The sequence below is a fragment of the Achromobacter sp. FW305-C-28 genome (assembly GCF_058783235.1).
The window spans coordinates 19,397-38,288 of record NZ_JBYSYL010000019.1 but is presented as its reverse complement, the minus strand read 5'-3'; the positions used below and the strand labels follow the sequence as shown (position 1 = coordinate 38,288).

Annotated in this window: 15 protein-coding genes; 13 read left to right on the top strand and 2 right to left on the bottom strand. The window is 66.9% G+C overall.

Going from position 1 to position 18,892, the window contains the following annotated elements:
* The first annotated feature begins 5 nt into the window (after positions 1-5).
* The 11 genes from AC3WMR_RS29770 (at position 6) to AC3WMR_RS29720 (ending at position 14,432) form a co-directional block, all read left to right on the top strand.
* Positions 6-1,202: a DUF3734 domain-containing protein gene (locus tag AC3WMR_RS29770; RefSeq protein WP_492266690.1), complete on the top strand. Its 1,197-nt coding sequence runs from the start codon at positions 6-8 to the stop codon at positions 1,200-1,202.
* A 255-nt stretch (positions 1,203-1,457) separates the two neighbouring features.
* The gene (locus tag AC3WMR_RS29765) at positions 1,458-1,856 is read left to right on the top strand and encodes a helix-turn-helix domain-containing protein (RefSeq protein ID WP_492266740.1); all 399 of its coding nucleotides are present in this window, start codon (positions 1,458-1,460) and stop codon (positions 1,854-1,856) included.
* Positions 1,857-2,127: 271 nt separating this feature from the next.
* Positions 2,128-3,387, top strand: a complete 1,260-nt coding sequence (locus AC3WMR_RS29760) for an efflux RND transporter periplasmic adaptor subunit (RefSeq protein ID WP_492266689.1) — start codon at positions 2,128-2,130, stop codon at positions 3,385-3,387.
* 63 nt (positions 3,388-3,450) lie between these two features.
* Entirely contained in the window at positions 3,451-6,687 is a 3,237-nt protein-coding gene (locus AC3WMR_RS29755; protein ID WP_492266688.1) for an efflux RND transporter permease subunit, read from the top strand.
* On the top strand, positions 6,684-8,177 hold the full coding sequence (locus AC3WMR_RS29750) for an efflux transporter outer membrane subunit (protein WP_492266687.1): 1,494 nt from the start codon (positions 6,684-6,686) through the stop codon (positions 8,175-8,177). Before AC3WMR_RS29755 ends, AC3WMR_RS29750 begins: the two co-directional genes overlap by 4 nt.
* Positions 8,174-8,914 (top strand): pyridoxine 5'-phosphate synthase, encoded by a 741-nt coding sequence (gene pdxJ, locus AC3WMR_RS29745; protein WP_492266686.1) that lies wholly within the window; start codon positions 8,174-8,176, stop codon positions 8,912-8,914. Before AC3WMR_RS29750 ends, pdxJ begins: the two co-directional genes overlap by 4 nt.
* Before the next feature lie 96 nt (positions 8,915-9,010).
* On the top strand, positions 9,011-9,448 hold the full coding sequence (gene acpS / locus AC3WMR_RS29740; protein WP_492266685.1) for a holo-ACP synthase: 438 nt from the start codon (positions 9,011-9,013) through the stop codon (positions 9,446-9,448).
* A gap of 43 nt (positions 9,449-9,491) precedes the next feature.
* A complete protein-coding gene (nagZ, locus tag AC3WMR_RS29735) occupies positions 9,492-10,547 on the top strand; it encodes a beta-N-acetylhexosaminidase (RefSeq protein ID WP_175218357.1) in 1,056 nt (351 codons plus the stop codon).
* Positions 10,510-12,339 (top strand): excinuclease ABC subunit UvrC, encoded by a 1,830-nt coding sequence (gene uvrC / locus AC3WMR_RS29730; protein WP_025137843.1) that lies wholly within the window; start codon positions 10,510-10,512, stop codon positions 12,337-12,339. Before nagZ ends, uvrC begins: the two co-directional genes overlap by 38 nt.
* A gap of 32 nt (positions 12,340-12,371) precedes the next feature.
* Complete coding sequence (gene pgsA, locus AC3WMR_RS29725) at positions 12,372-12,944, top strand: CDP-diacylglycerol--glycerol-3-phosphate 3-phosphatidyltransferase (RefSeq protein ID WP_492266684.1); 573 nt, start codon at positions 12,372-12,374, stop codon at positions 12,942-12,944.
* A gap of 192 nt (positions 12,945-13,136) precedes the next feature.
* Positions 13,137-14,432 (top strand): MFS transporter, encoded by a 1,296-nt coding sequence (locus tag AC3WMR_RS29720; protein WP_492266683.1) that lies wholly within the window; start codon positions 13,137-13,139, stop codon positions 14,430-14,432.
* An 87-nt stretch (positions 14,433-14,519) separates the two neighbouring features.
* On the opposite strand, the gene AC3WMR_RS29715 is transcribed toward AC3WMR_RS29720, so the two are convergent.
* Positions 14,520-15,596, bottom strand: a complete 1,077-nt coding sequence (locus AC3WMR_RS29715) for a tartrate dehydrogenase (protein ID WP_492266682.1) — start codon at positions 15,594-15,596, stop codon at positions 14,520-14,522.
* Between the two features lie 140 nt (positions 15,597-15,736).
* On the opposite strand from AC3WMR_RS29715, the gene AC3WMR_RS29710 reads away from it, so the two are divergent.
* Entirely contained in the window at positions 15,737-16,645 is a 909-nt protein-coding gene (locus AC3WMR_RS29710) for a LysR substrate-binding domain-containing protein (protein WP_492266681.1), read from the top strand.
* A gap of 279 nt (positions 16,646-16,924) precedes the next feature.
* On the top strand, positions 16,925-17,929 hold the full coding sequence (locus AC3WMR_RS29705; RefSeq protein ID WP_492266680.1) for a cytochrome-c peroxidase: 1,005 nt from the start codon (positions 16,925-16,927) through the stop codon (positions 17,927-17,929).
* Between the two features lie 10 nt (positions 17,930-17,939).
* Here AC3WMR_RS29705 and queF read toward each other — a convergent pair whose 3' ends face one another.
* Positions 17,940-18,764, bottom strand: a complete 825-nt coding sequence (gene queF / locus AC3WMR_RS29700) for an NADPH-dependent 7-cyano-7-deazaguanine reductase QueF (RefSeq protein WP_492266679.1) — start codon at positions 18,762-18,764, stop codon at positions 17,940-17,942.
* Positions 18,765-18,892: the final 128 nt, after the last annotated feature.

Here is an 18,892-nt window from a genome sequence, read left to right as displayed (position 1 = left end):
GCAGCATGAGTACACGTCGCAAGGCCTCGACCCCAGACACCGGCGCAACGCCGCCCTACGAAACCGTGGCCCTGGTCCTGCAGGGCGGGGGCGCCCTGGGGTCCTACCAGGCGGGGGTGTACCAGGGGCTGCACGAGGCGGGTATCCGGCCCAACTGGATTTCCGGTATTTCCATCGGGTCGATCAACGCGGCGATCATCGCCGGGTCACCCGAAGACGAGCGCATCGAGCGGCTGCGCGGCTTCTGGGAAAGCATCTGCCGGCCCACGGGGTTTGCCTCCGTGCCCTGGGGCGACACGCTGGCCGGCATGTTCGAAGGCATTCCGTTCGGCTTCGGCTCGCCGGCCATGAACGGCCAGCTGTCGGCGTTCCAGGCGCTGTTTTCGGGCCAGCCGGGCTTTTTCAAGCCGCGCTTTCCGCCGCCGTACTGGGTGCACGGCAAGGGGGCGGCGTCCACCAGCTTCTATGACACCACGCCCCTGGCCGCCACCTTGCGCGAGTATGTGGATTTCGACCTGCTCAACACCGGCAAGGTGCGCGCCAGCTTTGGCGTGGTCAATGTGCGCAGCGGCAACTTTGCCTATTTCGACAGCCAGAAGCACACGCTCGGCCCCGAGCACATCATGGCCTCGGGCGCTTTGCCGCCGGGCTTTCCGTCAGTGGAAATCGACGGCGAGCACTACTGGGACGGCGGCGTGGTGTCCAACACGCCGCTGGCACAGGTGCTCACCACCGACACCATGCGCGACACGCTGGCATTCCAGGTGGACCTCTGGCCTGCCCGGGGCGGGCTGCCCACGACGCTGGAAGAAGTGGCCGAGCGCCAGAAGGACATCCAGTATTCCAGCCGTACCCGCATGGTCACCGACCAGTTGCGGCGGGTGCTGAAGTTGCGCCATGGCCTGCAGCAGGTGCTGGACCGGCTGCCCGAAAAAGAGCGCAACGCGGCCGACCTGGCCGAGATCCGCAAGCTGGCCAACACCCCGGCCACCAACATCATCAACCTGATCTACGAGTCCAAGCACCGCGAACGCTTTTCCAAGGACTACGAATTCGGTACCGAGGCCATGCGCGAACACTGGGAGTCCGGCCTGGCCGACATCCGCAAGACGCTGGCCAAACCGGGCATCCTGGCGCGGCCCACGCAGGACAGCTGCTTCGTCGCGCACGACATCCACCGCAACGGTACGCACACCGCGTAGGGGCTTGTCTTGCGGTCACCCGCAATGTGGTTTGCCGCAAAAAAGGGCGAATTGGGGGCAATCTTCGTAGGATCAGTCTGATTCGCCTTTGGCCGAGCGGCACAGTGCCCTCAAGCCCGGTAGTCTTTCGGCAAGATCAGCAAAACCTTGTTCCGGAAGCGAGGCCCCGCTCCCCCGGGCGGTGGCCTGCCCGGTGGAGACTCCGGCATGACTGTTCCCGTTCCCCGTTCTTCCGTTCTTCCCTCTGCCTCGGCCATGACCGCCGGGGCGCCGCGGTCGCCCGCAGCCCGCAAGCGCCCGGTCGAACCCAAGCCTGATTCCGAGTCCATCGCCACCCCGCCCGCCTTCCCGTCAGACGGCTGGTGGAGCCTGGCCTACCGCGGCTGGACCCTGCTCACCCCCGGCGGCGCCCGCCTGGACCTGACCGAAGTCGAGCGCGCCTGCTTCCAGTGCCTGCTGCGCAATCCGCGCCGCGAGCTGCTGCGCGAAGAGCTCATGGCGCTGCGCCAGGGCACCAACCTGCGCACGCTCAACGTCGCCATCTGCCGGCTGCGCCGCAAAGTGCGACATCTCGATGCCCGCCTGCCCCTGCATACGGTGCATGGCGCGGGCTATGTATTTCTGGGCAATTTGCGAGAGGTATCCGACCTGTGATTCAAGCGTGGTAAATCCGCGCTCCGACTCTCCTGCCGTGCTGTGAAAATCAGTGATTTCCCCAATAACTGAGTTACATTAACGGGCTATTCACGTGTCACGCACGGCGCGCAGCGTTTTGTTTTGATCGCAGGCGGGTATTGCGGTCAAATACGGCGGTCGGATTCGGCCTTCGAAACCTGTGGCCGGCTTCGGCAACCAGACGCGGCGATACGCTATCGCCGTCACATTGTTGCGGTCGCTTGACGCGGTTAACTTCGCGGGGGTTTCAATGCGGTTTTCGCCTAAACGTGTCTCAGGTCTGGCTTTTTCCGGCGGCGTCCTCGCGCTGTTGTTGGTGGGTTGCGGCGAAAAGCCGCAAATGAACCCCGGCATGCCCCAGGTCAGCGTCATCACCGTGCAGCCGCAACGCACGCCCATCGTGGCTGAACTGCCTGGCCGCGTCGACGCGGTGCGCGACGCCCAGATCCGCTCGCGGGTCACCGGCATCGTCCAGAAGATCACCTTCGAGCAAGGCGGCGACGTCAAGGAAAACCAGCTGCTGTTCAAGATCGATCCGGCGCCCTACAAGGCCACCTACGATCAGGCCACCGCCCAGCTCAAGCAGGCGCAGGCCACCTTGTTCAGCGCCAAGGTGCTGGCCGACCGCTACGCCCCGCTGGTCAAGGCCAACGCCGTCAGCAAGCAGGAATACGACAACGCCGTGGCGTCCTATCGCCAGGCCGAAGCCAATGTGGCCGCCGCCAAGGCCGCCCAGGACAACGCGTCCATCAACCTGGGCTATACCGACGTCACCTCGCCCATCACGGGCCGCATCGGCAAGCCGCTGGTGACCGAAGGCGCCCTGGTCGACGCCACCCAGGCCACGCAGATGGCCACCGTGCAGCAGCTGGACCCGATCTACGTCGACTTCACCCAGTCCACCGCCGACCTCGCCAGCCTGCGCCGTGCATTCGCCAGCGGCAAGCTGCAGCAGGTGGGCAAGGATGCCGCGCGCGCCACCGTGGTGCTCGAAGACGGTTCCGAATACGACAAGCCCGGCAAGCTGCTGTTCACCGGCATCACGGTCGACCCGTCCACTGGCCAGGTCAACCTGCGCGCCGAGGTGCCCAACCCCGACGGCATTCTCCTGCCGGGCATGTACGTGCGCGTGCGGCTGGAGCAGGGCGTGGACGACCAGGCCCTGGTGGTGCCGCAGCAGGCGCTGCAACGCACCGCCGACGGCTCGCAAAGCCTGATGCTGGTCAAGGACAACAAGATCGAACAGTTGCCCGTCACGACCGGCGGCGCCATCAACAACAACTGGATCATCACCAGCGGCCTGAAGGCCGGCGACGTCGTCGTGGTCGAGGGCTTCCAGAAGATCCGTCCCGGCGCGCCGGTGCAGGCCAGCCCCTGGAGCAAGAATGGCGGCAAGCCCGCCGCGGGGGGACAGCCGCCCGCGCAGCCTGGGGCCAAGCCCGCTGAGCCGGGCGCCCAGCCAGCCCAGCCGGCCCCCCAGGACAAGGCCGCAGGCCAGCAGAAATCGTAAGCGGCCCGCAGCGCATCGCGCTGCGTTCCTCTTTAGTGAGCATCGCTTTAAGAGTCAGCCCACATGCCGCAATTTTTTATTGATCGACCAATTTTCGCCTGGGTAGTCGCCCTGTTCATCCTGCTTGCCGGGGTGCTGGCGATCCCGAACATGCCGGTGTCCCAGTACCCCGACGTGGCGCCTCCGGCCATCACCATCACCGCGACCTACCCGGGCGCGTCGGCCAAGGAAGTGGCCGAGTCGGTCACCAGTATCATCGAGGACAAGCTCAACGGCGCCAAGGGCCTGATCTACTACGAGTCGGTCAGCGATTCGTACGGCACCTCGACCATCACCGCCACCTTTGCCCCGGGCCGCGACCCTGACCTGGCTCAGGTCGACGTGCAGAACCGCGTGTCCAACGTGATCGCGCAGTTGCCCGCCGCCGTGCAGCAGCAGGGCCTGAAGTACGAGCAGACCAGTACCGGCTTCCTGATGATCGTCACGCTGTCGTCCACCGACGGCTCGCTGGACCAGACCGCACTGGCCGACTACATCACCCGCAACGTGCAGAACCCGGTGTCGCGCGTGGCCGGCGTGGGCCAGTTCCAGCTGTTCGCGGCGCCGCGCGCCATGCGCATCTGGGTCGATCCCGCCAAGCTGGTGGGTTTCAGCCTGAGCATGGCCGAGGTCAATCAGGCCATTTCGGCGCAGAACGTGCTGGTGTCCGGCGGCAGCATCGGCGCGCCGCCCAACCCCGAATCGCAGCGCATCACCGCCACCGTGGTGGCCAACGGCCAGCTCAGCACGGTCGACGGCTTCGGCAAGATCGTGCTGCGCGCCAACACCGATGGCTCCAAGGTGCTGCTGCGCGACGTCGCCCGCATCGAGGTCGGCGCCGACAACTACCAGTTCGGCGCCCGCCTGAACGGCAAGCCCACGGCGGCCTTCGCCATCGTGCTGTCGCCCGACGCCAACGCGCTGGCCACCGCTCAGGGCGTGCGCCAGCAGATGGACGAGCTGTCCAAGTACTTCCCCGGCAACATCACCTACGCCATCCCCTACGACACCGCGCCCTACGTCAAGGTCTCGATCGAGCAGGTGCTGCACACCCTGGCCGAAGCCATGGTGCTGGTGTTCCTGGTGATGTACCTGTTCCTGCAGAACGTGCGCTACACCCTGATCCCGGCGCTGGTCGTGCCGGTGGCCATGCTGGGGTCGTTCGCGGTCATGCTGGGGCTGGGATTCTCGATCAACGTGCTGACCATGTTCGCCATGGTGCTGGCCATCGGGATTCTGGTCGACGACGCCATCGTGGTGGTCGAGAACGTCGAACGGATCATGGCCACGGAAGGGTTACCCCCCAAAGAGGCCACCAAGAAAGCCATGCCGCAGATCAGCGGCGCCATCATCGGTATCACCCTGGTGCTGGTGACGGTGTTCCTGCCGCTGGCCTTCATGAGCGGGTCGGTGGGCGTGATCTACCGCCAGTTTTCGGTGGCCATGGCCGTGTCGATCTTCTTCTCGGCGCTCCTGGCCCTGACCTTCACGCCCGCATTGTGCGCGACCATCCTGAAGCCGGTGCCCAAGGGTCACCACAACGACAAGAAGGGCTTCTTTGGCTGGTTCAACCGCAAGTTCGACGCGACCACGCACGGTTACCAGAACTGGGTGTCCCGCATCCTGCACAAGGGAGGGCGCATGATGCTGGCCTTCCTGGTGCTGGTATTGCTGCTGGGCTGGCTGTACCTGCGCCTGCCGTCGTCGTTCCTGCCTGAAGAAGACCAGGGCTACGTCATCAGCAACATCGAGCTGCCTACCGGCGCGAGCGCCAACCGTACGGTCGAGGTCATCGAAGAGGTCGAAGCCTACTTCCGCGACATTCCTGCGGTGGAAAACATCATCACCGTGCAGGGCTTCAGCTTCAACGGCAACGGCCTGAACGCCGCGATCGCGTTCACCACGCTCAAGGACTTCAAGGACCGCAAGGGCAAGGGCGATTCCGCTGGCGCCATCGCATTCAATGCGTTCCAGAAGCAGCTCATGGGCGTGCACGACGCCATGGTGTTCACGCTGGTGCCGCCCGCGATCTCGTCGCTGGGCAACGCCACGGGCTTTGACCTGCGTTTGCAGGACCGCGGCTCGGCGGGTACCGACGCGCTGGCCGCGGCCACCGGCCAGCTGATGGGCATGGCCATGAAGAGCCCGGTGCTGTCGCAGGTGCGCATCACCGGCCTGTCGGCCGGCGCCCAGCTGACGCTGGACATCGACCGCGACAAGGCCGCCGCGCTGGGCGTGAACTTCGACGAGGCTGCCTCGCTGATTTCCACGGCAGTGGGTTCGGCTTATCTCAGCAAGTTCCCCAACCTGGGCCGGATGCAGAACATCTGGGTGCAGGCCGATGCGCCGTACCGCATGCAGCTGTCCGACGTGCTCAAGCTGAATGCCCGCAACGTGCAGGGCGGCATGGTGCCGCTGTCGACGTTCGTGTCGGCCAAGTGGTCGCAGGGCCCGGTGCAGGTGGTGCGCTACAACAGCTATGAATCCATGCGTATCGGCGGTAGCGCCGCGGCGGGTTACACCACCGGCCAGGCCATGGAAGAAATGCAGAAGCTGGTGGCGCAGTTGCCGCAGGGCTTCGGCTACGAATGGACCGGCTTGTCCTACCAGGAGCGCCAGGCCGGCAACCAGGCCCCGATCCTGATGGGCCTGTCGCTCCTGATCGTGTTCCTGGTGCTGGCCGCGCTGTACGAAAGCTGGGCGATTCCCATCTCGGTCATGCTGGTGGTGCCGCTGGGCATGCTGGGTGCGGTGGCGCTGGTCAGCGCGCTGGGCATGTCCAATGACGTGTACTTCCAGGTGGGCATGGTGACCGTGATCGGGCTGGCGGCCAAGAACGCCATTCTTATCGTGGAATTCGCCAAGGATCAGTACGCGCGCGGCATGGGTCTCTACGAGGCCGCGGTGGAAGCCGCGCGCCTGCGGTTCCGGCCGATCCTGATGACCTCCCTGGCGTTCATCCTGGGCGTGGTGCCGCTGGCCATGGCCACCGGCGCCGGCGCTGCCAGCCAACGCGCCGTGGGCTTGGGCGTGTTGGGCGGCATGCTGGCCGCCACGCCTTTCGCGGTGATCTTCGTGCCGACCTTCTTCGTGGTGGTGCTGGGTCTGTTCAAGACCAAGCCGCGCCTGTTGGGCGCCGAACTGCGCGCCTTCGAAGAAGAGCAGGCGGCCAAGAAGGCGGCGGCGGGGCAGACCCCGCCGGACGCGCCGCCCGCATCCCCGCAATCTCCCGCACACGGTGGCCAGGAGGGCAAGGAATGAGCGCCCTGATGTTCAAACAGACCGCCTTGTCCGCCTTCGTGGCGGTGGCGTTGGCCGGCTGCTCGCTGGCCCCCGACTACAAGCGTCCCGACGCGCCGGTGTCCGGCACCTTCCCGGACCAGCCCAAGGTGCAGTACGGTTCGTACGCCAACCCGATGACGCTGGGCACGCAGCCCGCCGATGCGGTGGCGCCGCAAACGGGTACGCCCGCGGCCGACCTGGGTTGGCGCGAGTTCTTCCGTGATGCGCGCCTGCAGCGCCTGATCGAACTGGCGCTGGTCAACAACCGCGACCTGCGCGTGGCCGTGCAGCGCGTCGAAGAAGCGCGTGCCCAATACGGCGTGCAGCGCGGCGCGCAGTGGCCCAGCATCGGCGCCGGCATTCAAGGCCAGCGTCAGCATCTGCCCCGCAACATGCGTCCGGGCGGCCCTGATTCCTCGTCGATCAGCAGTTCGTACCAGGCCGGCCTGGGCCTGACCACGTTCGAGATCGACCTGTTCGGCCGTCTGCGCAACCTGTCCGAAGCGGCGTACCAGCAATACCTGTCGACCGAACAGGCGCAGAAGACGACCCACATCACCCTGATCGGATCGGTGGCTGAGTCGTACTTCAACCTGCGCGCCGCCGAGGTCCAGCTGGAACTGACGCAGCGCACGCTGGCGTCGCGGCAAGAGTCCTACAACCTGGTCAAGCGCCGTTTCGACGGCGGCGTGGCGTCCGAACTTGACCTGAACCAGTCCAAGTCGCTGCTGGATACGGCCTCGGCCGACTTGGCGCAGCTGGCGCGCGCCAAGGCGCAGGCCATCAATGCGCTGGTGCTGGTGCTGGGCACGCCCTTGCCCGAAGACCTGCCGGCTCCGGCCGTGTTCGGCCGCGACCAACTGCTGGCCAGCGTGCCGGCCGGGCTGCCGTCCGACCTGCTGGAACGCCGGCCCGACATCCTGGCGGCCGAAAACCAGCTGCTGTCGGCCAACGCCAACATCGGCGCGGCGCGCGCGGCGTTCTTCCCGACCATTTCGCTGACCGGTCTGCTGGGCGTGTCGAGCCCGTCGCTGGATACGCTGTTCAAGGGCGGGCAGGGCTACTGGAGCTTCTCGCCGTCGATCACCACGCCGTTGTTTGCCGGCGGCAGCATCCGCGAAGGCCTGAACCTGGCGAAGGCACGCGACAATATCGCGGTGGCGCAGTACGAGCAGACCATCCAGCAGGCGTTCCGGGAAGTCTCGGACGCGCTGGCGGGCGAAGCCACCTATGGCGCGCAGCTGGACGCCCAGCGGGCGCTGCAGGATTCATCGGCCCGCACGCTGGAATTGTCGAACCTGCGCTATACCAATGGCATCGACAGCTTCCTGCAGGTGCAGACCGCGCAAGTGGACCTTTTCAATGCCCAGCTCGCGCTGGTGCAAACCGGCCTGGCCGCGCTGATCAACCGTGTGGAACTCTACAAGGCGTTGGGCGGCGGCTGGGAAGAAACGACGAAAGTGCAATGATAGAACTTGGTGTAAACATCGATCACGTCGCAACCCTGCGACAGCAGCGCCACACGATTTACCCCGATCCGGTAGCGGCGGCGCTGCGTGCCGAAGACGCCGGCGCCGACCTGATCACGCTGCATCTGCGCGAAGACCGCCGCCACATCCAGGATGCCGACGTCTACGCCATCCGGCCGCTCTTGCGCACCCGCATGAACCTGGAATGCGCGGTCACGGCCGAAATGCTCGAGATCGCGTGCGCGGTCAAACCCAGCGACGTCTGCCTGGTGCCTGAAAAGCGTACCGAGCTCACCACCGAGGGCGGGCTGGAAGTGGCGGGTGCGTTTGCCGCGGTATCGGACGCCGTGGGCTTGTTGGCCGAAGCGGGCATCCGGGTATCGCTGTTCATCGATCCGGACCCCGTGCAGATCGAAGCGGCCGCCCGCGCGGGCGCGCCGGTCATCGAACTGCACACCGGCGCCTACGCCGAAAGCGAAGGCGAGGCTGCCCAGGCCGAATTGCAGCGCATCCGCGTGGCGGTGGCCGAGGGCTTGCGCCACGGCCTGCGCGTCAATGCGGGCCATGGCCTGCATTACGGCAACGTCAAGCCGGTGGCGGCGCTGGACGGCATCTCCGAATTGAACATCGGCCACGCCATCGTGGGGCAGGCGGTGTTCGATGGCTGGGAAAAAGCGGTGCGCGACATGAAGGCCCTGATGGTGCAGGCGCGCCTGGAAGCGGTGCGCGGCCGTTGACCGCGGGCGGCCAATGGCCAATGGCCAGCGGCCGGCCGCCAACTGCTACTCTGTGGCTGTAACTCCCCGCTGTCATTCCCTTTAGACGCCGCAGCAATGTCCCAACCTGAATCCGCCCCCGTCGTCCCGCCGCCCGCCGCCATTGGCGGCATCGGCATGGACCTCTTGCGCATCGACCGGATCGAGCGCGCGCTGGCGCGCCATGGCGATCGCTTCGCCGAAAAGATCCTGGGCCCCGAGGAGCTGCTGAAGTTCCACGCGCGGCGGGCCCGCGATCCGGTGCGCGGGGTGCGATTCCTGGCCACCCGCTTTGCCGCCAAGGAAGCCTTTTCCAAGGCCGTGGGCCTGGGCATGCGCATGCCCATGACGTGGCGCCGGGTACAGACGCTGAACGCGCCGGGCGGGCGGCCGGTGCTGGTGATCGCCCCTGAACTGCTGGAATGGTACGTACAGCGCTTTGGCGCCGCGCACGTGTCCATTACCGATGAATCCGACATGGCCGCCGCCTACGTGGTGGTCGAACGCAAGCCCTGACCGCGCCGGCGGGTCTGCCAGACACATACAGAAGGACAAGCCGATGGCCAAGAAGAAATCCCGGGCGCTGCCGCCCGGTCCCGTGATGGTCGATGTGGCCGGCACCGTGCTGACCAAGGAAGAAAAGAAGCGCCTGCGCCACCCGCTGGTGGGCGGCGTGATCCTGTTCGCGCGCAATTTCGAAAACCGCCGCCAGCTGACCGAGCTGACCCGCCAGATCCACAAGGCGCGCAAAGAGCGCCTGCTCATCCTGGTCGACCACGAAGGCGGCCGGGTGCAGCGCTTTCGCGAAGACGGCTTCACCGCCTTGCCGGCCATGCGCGACCTGGGTGCCCTGTGGGACCGCGATCCCCTGACCGCCATGCGCCTGGCCACCGAAGCCGGCTACGTGCTGGCCGCCGAGCTGCGCGCCTGCGGCGTGGACATGAGCTTCACCCCGGTGCTGGACCTGGACTACGGCGTCAGCAAGGTGATCGGCAACCGCGCCTTTCACCATGACCCGCGCGTGGTCACGATGCTGTCGCGCGCGCTGATCCAGGGCCTGGCGCTGGCCGGCATGTCGGCCTGCGGCAAGCATTTCCCCGGGCACGGTTTCGTGGGGGCGGATTCGCACCACGAGATCCCCATCGATCCGCGTCCGCTCGAGCGCATCCTGAAGGACGACGCCGCACCGTACGCCTGGCTGGGCGATGCCGTGCTGCCGTCGGTGATGCCGGCCCACGTCATCTACCCCAAGGTCGACAAGCATCCCGCCGGCTTTTCCAGGCGCTGGGTGCAGGACATCCTGCGCACCCGCCTGGGCTATGACGGCGTGGTGTTCTCGGACGACCTGACCATGGAAGGCGCCTCGGTTGCCGGCGACATCCTGGCGCGTGCCAATGCCGCGCTGGGCGCCGGCTGCGACATGGTGCTGGTGTGCAACCGGCCCGACCTGGCCGACGAGCTGCTGGCCCGCCTGAAGGTCGACCACGCCCCCGAGTCCGTGGCCCGTATCCGCCGCCTGATGCCGCGTTTCGACGCGCTGGACTGGGACTCCCTGCAGGCGGAAAGCCGTTACCAGAATGCCCGACGACTTCAATCTCAAATCGTTCCTGGCTGACCTGCCGCATCTGCCGGGCGTGTACCGGCACCTGGATGCGGCTGGTGAGGTCATGTATGTCGGCAAGGCGCGCGACCTGAAAAAGCGCGTCTCGTCGTATTTCCAGAAGAACCTGGCCAGCCCGCGCATCGCCCAGATGGTGGCGAAGGTGGCCCGGCTGGAGGTCACGGTGACGCGCTCGGAAGCCGAAGCGCTGATCCTGGAAAACAACCTCATCAAGAGCCTGAAGCCGCGTTACAACATCCTGTTTCGCGACGACAAGTCCTATCCGTACCTGCTGATCACGGGCCACGACTGGCCCCGCATCGCCTATTACCGCGGCGCGACCAACAAGCGCGGCCAGTATTTCGGCCCGTTCCCCAACGCCTGGGCCGTGCGCGAAACCATCCAGATCCTGCAGAAGGTGTTCCGCCTGCGCACCTGCGAAGACACCGTTTTCGCCAACCGCTCGCGACCCTGTCTCTTGCACCAGATCGGCCGCTGTTCGGCGCCCTGTGTGGGCGCCATCGAGGCGCAGGACTACGCCTCTGACGTGCAGCGGGCGGTGCGCTTTCTGAATGGCGAAGCCAAGGAAGTGATGGGCGAAATCGAGGCCCGCATGCTGGAAGCCGCCGAAGCGCTGCGCTTCGAGGAAGCGGCCGCGCTACGCGACCAGATGGGCTCGCTGGCCCGCGTGCTGCACCAGCAGACCATGGAAAACGTCAGCGGCGAAGACACCGACATCGTCGCCATCGCCATTGCGGGCGGCAAGGTCTGCGTCAACCTGGCCATGGTGCGGGGCGGCCGCCACCTGGGCGACAAGCCGTTCTTTCCGACCCACGCCGAGGGCGAGGCCGCGCCGCAGGTGCTGGAAGCCTTCGTGGCGCAGCACTACACCGATAACGCGCTGCCGCCGGTGCTGGTCTGTTCGCACGCCTTGCCCGATGCCGGGCTGATCGACCTGCTGGTCGAGCAGGCGGGCGGGCGGCCGTCGCGCGTGCTGACCCGACCGCAAGGCACCCGCCGGGCCTGGCTGGAACAGGCGCAGAAAAACGCCGACATGGCGCTGGCCCGCGCCCTGACCGAGTCCGGCGCCCGCGCCGCGCGCACGCTGGCGCTGGCCGAAACGCTGGACCTGGACACCGACGAAACGGCGCTGGACGCCCTGCGCATCGAGTGCTTCGACATCAGCCACACCGCGGGCGAGGCCACCCAGGCATCCTGCGTGGTGTTCGAGCACCACGACATGCAGCCGTCGCTCTACCGCCGTTACAACATTGCCGGCATTACCCCGGGCGACGACTACGCCGCCATGCGCCAGGTGCTGACGCGGCGCTTTGCCAAGGTGGCCGACGGCGAGGCCCCGATGCCGGGCCTGGTGCTGATCGACGGCGGCAAGGGCCAGGTCGAGGTGGCGCGCAAGGTATTCGTGGAACTGGGGCTGGACATCCAGACCCTGGTGGGCGTGGCCAAGGGGGAAGGGCGCAAGGTCGGCCTGGAAACCCTGGTGTTCGCCGACGACCGCCCGCCGGTGGCGCTGGGCGGCGAATCCGCCGCGCTGATGCTCATCGCCCAGGTGCGCGACGAGGCCCACCGCTTTGCCATCACCGGCATGCGGGCGCGACGGGCCAAGACCCGCAACGTGTCGAGGCTGGAAGAAATCGAAGGCGTCGGCGCGCGCCGCCGGCAGCGTCTTTTGGCCCGGTTTGGCGGATTTTCGGGGGTGGCCTCGGCCAGTATCGAAGACTTGGCGTCGGTGGATGGCATTTCGGAAGAACTGGCCGAGCGGATCTATGAAGCCCTGCGCGGTTAGGATTCATCTGCCTGATGTAGCATACGAACACTATGCCAATTAACGTACCCATTATCCTGACCTGGCTGCGGATCGCCATGATTCCGCTGGTGGTCGGGCTGTTTTACCTGCCCGAAAGCTGGATGTCGGTGCCCGTACGCGATTCTTTTGCCGCCTGGGCCTTCATCATCGCCGCGCTGACCGACTGGTTCGACGGCTGGCTGGCGCGCCGCTGGAACCAGACGTCCGCGTTCGGGGCGTTCCTGGACCCGGTGGCCGACAAGCTGATGGTCTGCGCCGCCCTGATCGTGCTGCTGGACCTGAGCCGGGTCGATGCGTTCATTTCGCTGATCATCATCGGCCGTGAAATCACGATTTCCGCGCTGCGCGAATGGATGGCCAAGATCGGCGCCAGCGCCAGCGTGGCGGTGCACCGGCTGGGCAAGTTCAAGACGGCCGCCCAGATGGTGGCGATTCCTTGCCTGCTGTACAACCAGCCCATCCACGGCGTGTCCACCAAGATGCTGGGCGATGTGCTGATCATCGTGGCCGCGGTGCTGACGGTCTGGTCGATGCTGTATTACCTGCAGCGCGCCTGGCCCGCCATCCGCGAAAAGGCCCAGTAAGCCATTTACGCCGCGGCGGCCCGGCTCGCGCCCGGGGCCGCCGTTACATATAGAGCGATGCCGGCCGCCGCCGGTACGGCCACGCGCCGCATTCGCCAAAGGGACAACGGCCGGCCCGCCCGGACGTTGAGGAGACAACCCGCGAGCCGCCCCGAGGCGGCCGCTTATCGCCGCCCCGCGCGGCCCTGTGCCATGACTACCGCTGCAACCCCCCTGGGCTCCGATGCCGCCGTCCGCCGGCGCGACTGGCAGATCATCCTGCTCATCGGCGTGGCCCACGCCTCGTCTCACTTCTTTCAGCTGGTCCTGCCGTCCCTGTATGTGTCGCTGGGCAACGAGTTCGGCCTGGACTTCGCCCGCCTGGGGCTGCTGGTGTCCACCTTCTACGTGGTGTCCGGCATTGGCCAGGCCTCGTCCGGCTTCGTGGTGGACCGTATCGGCGCGCGTCCGGTGCTGTGGTTCGGGCTGACCTGCTTCGTGCTGTCGGGCCTGCTGATCGGGTCGGCCACCGGCTACCCCATGCTGATGACGGCGGCGGTGGTGGGCGGCATCGGCAATTCGGTGTTCCACCCGGCCGACTATTCCCTCATCAACCATCGCATCACGGCGCCGCGCCTGGGTCACGCCTTTTCGACCCACGGCCTGACGGGCAACCTGGGCTGGGCGCTTACGCCCGTGTTCATGACCACCATCACGCTGCTGGCCAACTGGCGCGTGGCAGCCTATAGCGCCGCCGGCCTGGTGGCGGTGGTGCTGCTGATGACGGTGGTGTGGCGCGGCCTGCTGGGCGGTGACGAACCCGCAGCCCAGGCGGAGACCCCGGACGCCAAGGCCGCGCGCGCCGCGCCCAAGCCGCAGGATGGCGTGCTGACCACGTTGGCCACGCTGCTGTCCAAGCCGGCGCTGTGGGGCGCCTTCCTGTTCTTTGCCTGCACGTCGATCGCCTTGTCGTCGGTGCAGAACTACACCATTCCGTTGCTGGGCCAGCTGTATGACCTGTCCAAGGTCGCGGCCAGCTCGGCGCTGTCCGGTTACATGGTGGCGTCGGCGGTGGGCATGGCAGCCGGGGGCTTCCTGGTGTCGGCCAACCCGCGCACCGAGCGCACCGTGATGGTGGCATTGATTCTGGCGGGCCTGACGCTGGTGGTGCTGGCCCTGGGCCTGGTGCCGGCGGTGCTGGCCGCCCCGGTGGTGGCGTTGGCCGGTTTCTGTTCGGGCGTGGCCGCGCCGTCTCGCGACATGCTGATCCGCAAGGTCACGCCCAAAGGGTCCACGGGGTCGGTCTACGGCCTGGTGTATTCGGGCATGGACGTGGGCTCGGCGCTGGGGCCGCTGGCCTTCGGCCTGCTGCTGGATGCGGGGTTGCGCCAGGGGCCGTGGATTGGCGCGGGCGTGGCGTTCACGGCGGCCGCCTTGCTGGCGCAGTGGATCGCGGTGCAGGCGCGCCGGGCGGATCCCGCCGCCGCGCCCGCCGCGGCGCGTTCCTGACGCGCACGGGCATTCGTTGCCAGAAAGCACAACGCCGCCCTCGGGCGGCGTTGTGCTTTCTGGCCGTACCGGTCAGGGCCGGTACCGTCAGGCACCGGCTTCGATGTGCGCAGCGATGGCGCGGCCGATGTCTTCGGTGCGCGCCTGGCCACCCAGGTCCGGCGTGCGGGGGCCGTCTTTCAGGCAGTGTTCGATGGCGGCCAGGATGGCGTCGTGGGCTTCCTGGCTGCCCAGGAACTGCAGCATCAACGCGCCCGACCAGATCATGGCGATGGGGTTGGCGATGCCCTTGCCGTAGATGTCGGGCGCGGACCCGTGCACCGGCTCGAACAGCGACGGGAACTTGCGTTCCGGGTTCAGGTTGGCCGACGGCGCGATGCCGATGGTGCCGGTGCAGGCCGGACCCAGGTCCGACAGGATGTCGCCGAACAGGTTGGACGCCACCACCACGTCAAAGCGCTGCGGCTGCAGCACGAAGCGCGCGGCCAGGATGTCGATGTGCTGCTTGTCGGTCTTGACGTCGGGGTAGTGCTGGCCCATGGCGTCGGCGCGCTCGTCCCACCAGGGCATGCTGATGGCGATGCCGTTGCTTTTGGTGGCCACCGTGAGTTGCTTGCGTTCGCGGCGGTTGGCCAGCTCGAAGGCGTAGCGCATCACGCGGTCGGTGCCGTGGCGCGTGAAGACCGATTCCTGGATGACGACTTCGCGATCGGTGCCTTCGAACAGGCGCCCGCCCAGGTTGGTGTATTCGCCTTCGGTGTTCTCGCGCACGATGAAGAAGTCGATGTCTCCGGCGCGCCGGCCGGCCAGCGGGCAGGCCACGCCGTCGAACAGCCGCACGTGGCGCAGGTTGATGTACTGGTCGAATTCGCGGCGGAACTTGAGCAGCGAGCCCCACAGCGACACGTGGTCAGGCACGGTGGCCGGCCAGCCCACCGCGCCGAAGAAGATCGCGTCGTAGCCTTGCAACTGCGCCTTCCAGTCGGGCGGCATCATGTCGCCGTGTTGCGCGTAGTACTCGCAGTTGGCCCAGGGAAAGGTATCGATCTGCAGGGCCAGGCCGAAACGGCGGGCGGCGGCCTCTACGGCGCGCAGGCCTTCGGGCAGGACTTCATTGCCGATGCCGTCGCCGGCGATGGCTGCGATTTTGTAGACGTGGGACATGGGTGGGAACCTGGAAAGGGTAGGGGAAGCAAGCCCGGCCGGCGCCGCGACAGGGCCGCCGCAACGGGAACCCGCTCATGGTAGGCGTCTGCACAGTCCATCTACAATGGGCTGTTCCGTGAAATGACTCTACACGAATCATGAATAATGACCTGCTGCCCGCCGATCTGCGGGTCTTCAATGCGGTGGTGCGCGCCTCCAGCTTTTCCAAGGCCGCCGAAGACCTGGGCATGTCGGCCGCCTACGTCACCAAGCGCATCCGCCTGCTGGAGGCAAGCCTGGGCACGCCGCTGTTTCACCGCACCACGCGGCGGGTGGTGGTGAGCGAGGCGGGCGAGCGCGTCTACCACTGGGCCCAGCGCATCCTGGACGACGTCGACCATCTGGTGGAGGAGGTCGGCACCACACGGCGCGAGCCGCGCGGGCTGCTGCGGGTGTGCAGCAGTTTCGGCTTCGGGCGGCGGGTGGTGGCGCCGGCGCTGTCGGCGTTCGTGTCGCGCCACCCCGCGGTACAGGTGCGCTTCGAGGTGTTCGACCGCCTGGTCGACGTGGCCGCCGAAGGCTACGACCTGGACGTGCGGGTGGGCGACGACATCGCGCCGCACGTCATCGCCCGCAAGCTGGCCACCAACCACCGCCTGCTGTGCGCCGCGCCGTCGTACCTGGCCGAGCGCGGCGAACCGCGCAAGCTGGCCGACCTGGCGGGGCACGATTGCCTGGTCATCAAGGAACGCGACCACCCCTTCGGCGTCTGGCGCATGCGCCGCGGCGACCAGGAACACACCGTCAAGGTGCGCGGCCCGCTGTCGGCCAACAATGGCGAGATGGTGGTGCAGTGGGCCGTGGACGGTCGCGGCATCATCCTGCGGTCGGCCTGGGACGTGGGCCCGCTGATCGCCGCGGGCAAACTGGTGCCGGTGCTGCCGCAGTACCGGCAGGAAGCCAACATCTGGGCCGTGTATCCGTCGCGCGTGAATGCCTCGGCCAAGGTGCGGGTGTGCGTGGATTTCCTGGAAGCGCATCTGCGCGAACAGGCGGTAGTGGATTGATCGCGAGCCAGTGATGCAGGGGTTGCGTCGGCGCGCTGCGTCGGCGCGTTGCGTCGGCGCGTTGCGTCGGCGCGTTGCGTCGGCGCGTTGCGTCGGCGCGTCGCGTCGGCGCCCGGCTCCGGCAGGCTGACCCAGCGCGCCTCACTGATCCGCTGCTTGCGCCAGATCAACGCCTGGCCGCCTGTCGCCACGCCCGCTTGACGCGCCTCAACCCCGTCCCCGGCCTGCTCCGATGTAATGACCTTGAAGAACACGGGGTTATTCAACAGGAGAAAAGCCATGAGCAAGAAGCACGCGATGCTGGCGGTGGGCGTCGTCATCGGATGGTGGGCCGGGCAGGCGGCGGGGGCGCCACGGCAGGAACCGATCCAGCCGATCGAGGCCGCGGTGGTCAAGGACCCCGCCAAGGTGGAACTGGGCAAGAAGCTGTTCTTCGATCCGCGCCTGTCGCGGTCCGGGGCGATTTCCTGTAATTCCTGCCACAACCTGGGCATGGGCGGGTCGGACAACCTGAAGGCGTCCATCGGCCACAAGTGGCAGCAGGGCTCGATCAATTCGCCCACGGTGCTCAATTCCAGCCTGAGCATCGCCCAGTTCTGGGACGGCCGCGCCAAGGATCTGCGCGAGCAGGCGGGCGGCCCCATCGCCAACCCGATGGAAATGGCCTCGACGCACGAGTTGGCGGTGCAGGTGCTCAATTCCATTCCGGGCTACCGCGCCGAATTCAAGCAGGTGTTCGGCACGGCGGACATCTCCATCGACGAGGTCACCGGCGCGTTGGCCGCGTTCGAGGAAACGCTGGTGACGCCCAATTCGCGCTTTGATCAATGGCTCAAGGGCGACGACAAGGCGCTGACGGTGCGCGAACTGGCCGGCTACACGCTGTTCAAGAACAGCGGCTGCGTGGCCTGCCACAACGGCGTGGCCGTGGGCGGCAATTCCTTCCAGAAAATGGGGCTGGTGGCGCCTTACCAGACCGACAACAAGGCCGAGGGCCGTGCGGCGGTGACGGGCAAGGATGCCGACCGCTTCAACTTCAAGGTGCCGACGCTGCGCAACGTGGCGCTGACGTATCCGTACTTTCATGACGGCGAGGCCGCCACGCTGACGCAGGCGGTGGACGTGATGGGCCGGCTGCAACTGGGCCGCACCTTCACCCCGGACGAGAACGCGCAGATCGTGGCGTTCTTGAAGACGCTGACGGGCGACCAGCCGGTGATTCAGTACCCGGTGCTGCCGCCGTCCGAAGATGCCACGCCCCGACCCGAGCCGTTCGTGAAGTAGGCGGCGGCGCTTACTGCCGGACGGTTCGCACGTCCGGCGGCGGCGCCGCTTCGAAGTTGCTGCGCCACGGGTTGATGTCCAGCCCGCCGCGCCGCGTGTAGCGGGCGTAGACCGTCAGCTGCTCGGGCGCGCAGGCGCGCATGATGTCGGTGAAGATGCGTTCCACGCAATGCTCGTGGAATTCAGCGTGCTGGCGGAACGAGATGACATAGCGCAGCAGCGCCTCGCGGTCGATCGGCGCGCCGCGGTAGCGGATCTGCACGCTGGCCCAGTCGGGCTGGCCGGTCACCGGGCAGTTGGACTTGAGCAGGCGCGAGCACAGGGTTTCGTCCACGTGATCGCCCGGACGGGTGCGCAGCAGTTCGGGTGCCGGCTCGTAGGTGTCTATCTCGATATCCAGCTTATCTATATAGATGCCGTCCAGCTCGCCCATGCGCAGCTCGGAAAAACGCTGCGGCAAGATGAAGTCCAGCCCCACCGGGGCGCCGGCGGCGGCGCTCAGGTCGCGTTCGAGCCGGCCGCGCAATGCGGCGGAATTGACCAGGCGGGTCTGGTTGAACGAGTTCAGGTAAAGCTTGAACGACTTGGATTCAATGATGTTGGGGCTGTCCGCCGGCACCGAGAAGGTGGCCATGGCGACGCGCGGCTTGCCCTTGGCGTCGAGCCACGACAGTTCATAGGCGTTCCACAGGTCCACGCCCTGGAAGGGCAGCGTACCGGCGGCCAGGTCCAGCGCCTGGCGATTGTGTGCGCGCGCGATGGGGAACAGCAGCGAGGGATCGTATTGCGAGGCGTAGGCCACGCTCTGGCCCAGCGGGCCGTGAGACAGCGTCATGGAAGGGGTCGTCGAAATGCTTGGGGATGACCGCATTGTAGGCGGTCGGGAACGGCGCATTTTTCACATCATGAAACGCTGGTCCCGGCATGTGAAAGTTCGTGCTGCGGCGCATCGCAGCGCCATTT

Excerpts from the sequence above, each read along its gene's own strand:
- AC3WMR_RS29715 (WP_492266682.1), bottom strand. The coding sequence starts at position 15,596 with ATGTCCCACGTCTACAAAATCGCAGCCATCGCCGGCGACGGCATCGGC.
- AC3WMR_RS29755 (WP_492266688.1), top strand. The coding sequence starts at position 3,451 with ATGCCGCAATTTTTTATTGATCGACCAATTTTCGCCTGGGTAGTCGCC.
- pgsA (WP_492266684.1), top strand. The coding sequence starts at position 12,372 with ATGCCAATTAACGTACCCATTATCCTGACCTGGCTGCGGATCGCCATG.
- AC3WMR_RS29750 (WP_492266687.1), top strand. The coding sequence starts at position 6,684 with ATGAGCGCCCTGATGTTCAAACAGACCGCCTTGTCCGCCTTCGTGGCG.
- AC3WMR_RS29760 (WP_492266689.1), top strand. The coding sequence starts at position 2,128 with ATGCGGTTTTCGCCTAAACGTGTCTCAGGTCTGGCTTTTTCCGGCGGC.
- queF (WP_492266679.1), bottom strand. The coding sequence starts at position 18,764 with ATGACGCTGTCTCACGGCCCGCTGGGCCAGAGCGTGGCCTACGCCTCG.
- pdxJ (WP_492266686.1), top strand. The coding sequence starts at position 8,174 with ATGATAGAACTTGGTGTAAACATCGATCACGTCGCAACCCTGCGACAG.
- AC3WMR_RS29720 (WP_492266683.1), top strand. The coding sequence starts at position 13,137 with ATGACTACCGCTGCAACCCCCCTGGGCTCCGATGCCGCCGTCCGCCGG.
- uvrC (WP_025137843.1), top strand. The coding sequence starts at position 10,510 with ATGCCCGACGACTTCAATCTCAAATCGTTCCTGGCTGACCTGCCGCAT.
- AC3WMR_RS29765 (WP_492266740.1), top strand. The coding sequence starts at position 1,458 with ATGACCGCCGGGGCGCCGCGGTCGCCCGCAGCCCGCAAGCGCCCGGTC.
- AC3WMR_RS29770 (WP_492266690.1), top strand. The coding sequence starts at position 6 with ATGAGTACACGTCGCAAGGCCTCGACCCCAGACACCGGCGCAACGCCG.
- acpS (WP_492266685.1), top strand. The coding sequence starts at position 9,011 with ATGTCCCAACCTGAATCCGCCCCCGTCGTCCCGCCGCCCGCCGCCATT.
- AC3WMR_RS29705 (WP_492266680.1), top strand. The coding sequence starts at position 16,925 with ATGAGCAAGAAGCACGCGATGCTGGCGGTGGGCGTCGTCATCGGATGG.
- AC3WMR_RS29710 (WP_492266681.1), top strand. The coding sequence starts at position 15,737 with ATGAATAATGACCTGCTGCCCGCCGATCTGCGGGTCTTCAATGCGGTG.
- nagZ (WP_175218357.1), top strand. The coding sequence starts at position 9,492 with ATGGCCAAGAAGAAATCCCGGGCGCTGCCGCCCGGTCCCGTGATGGTC.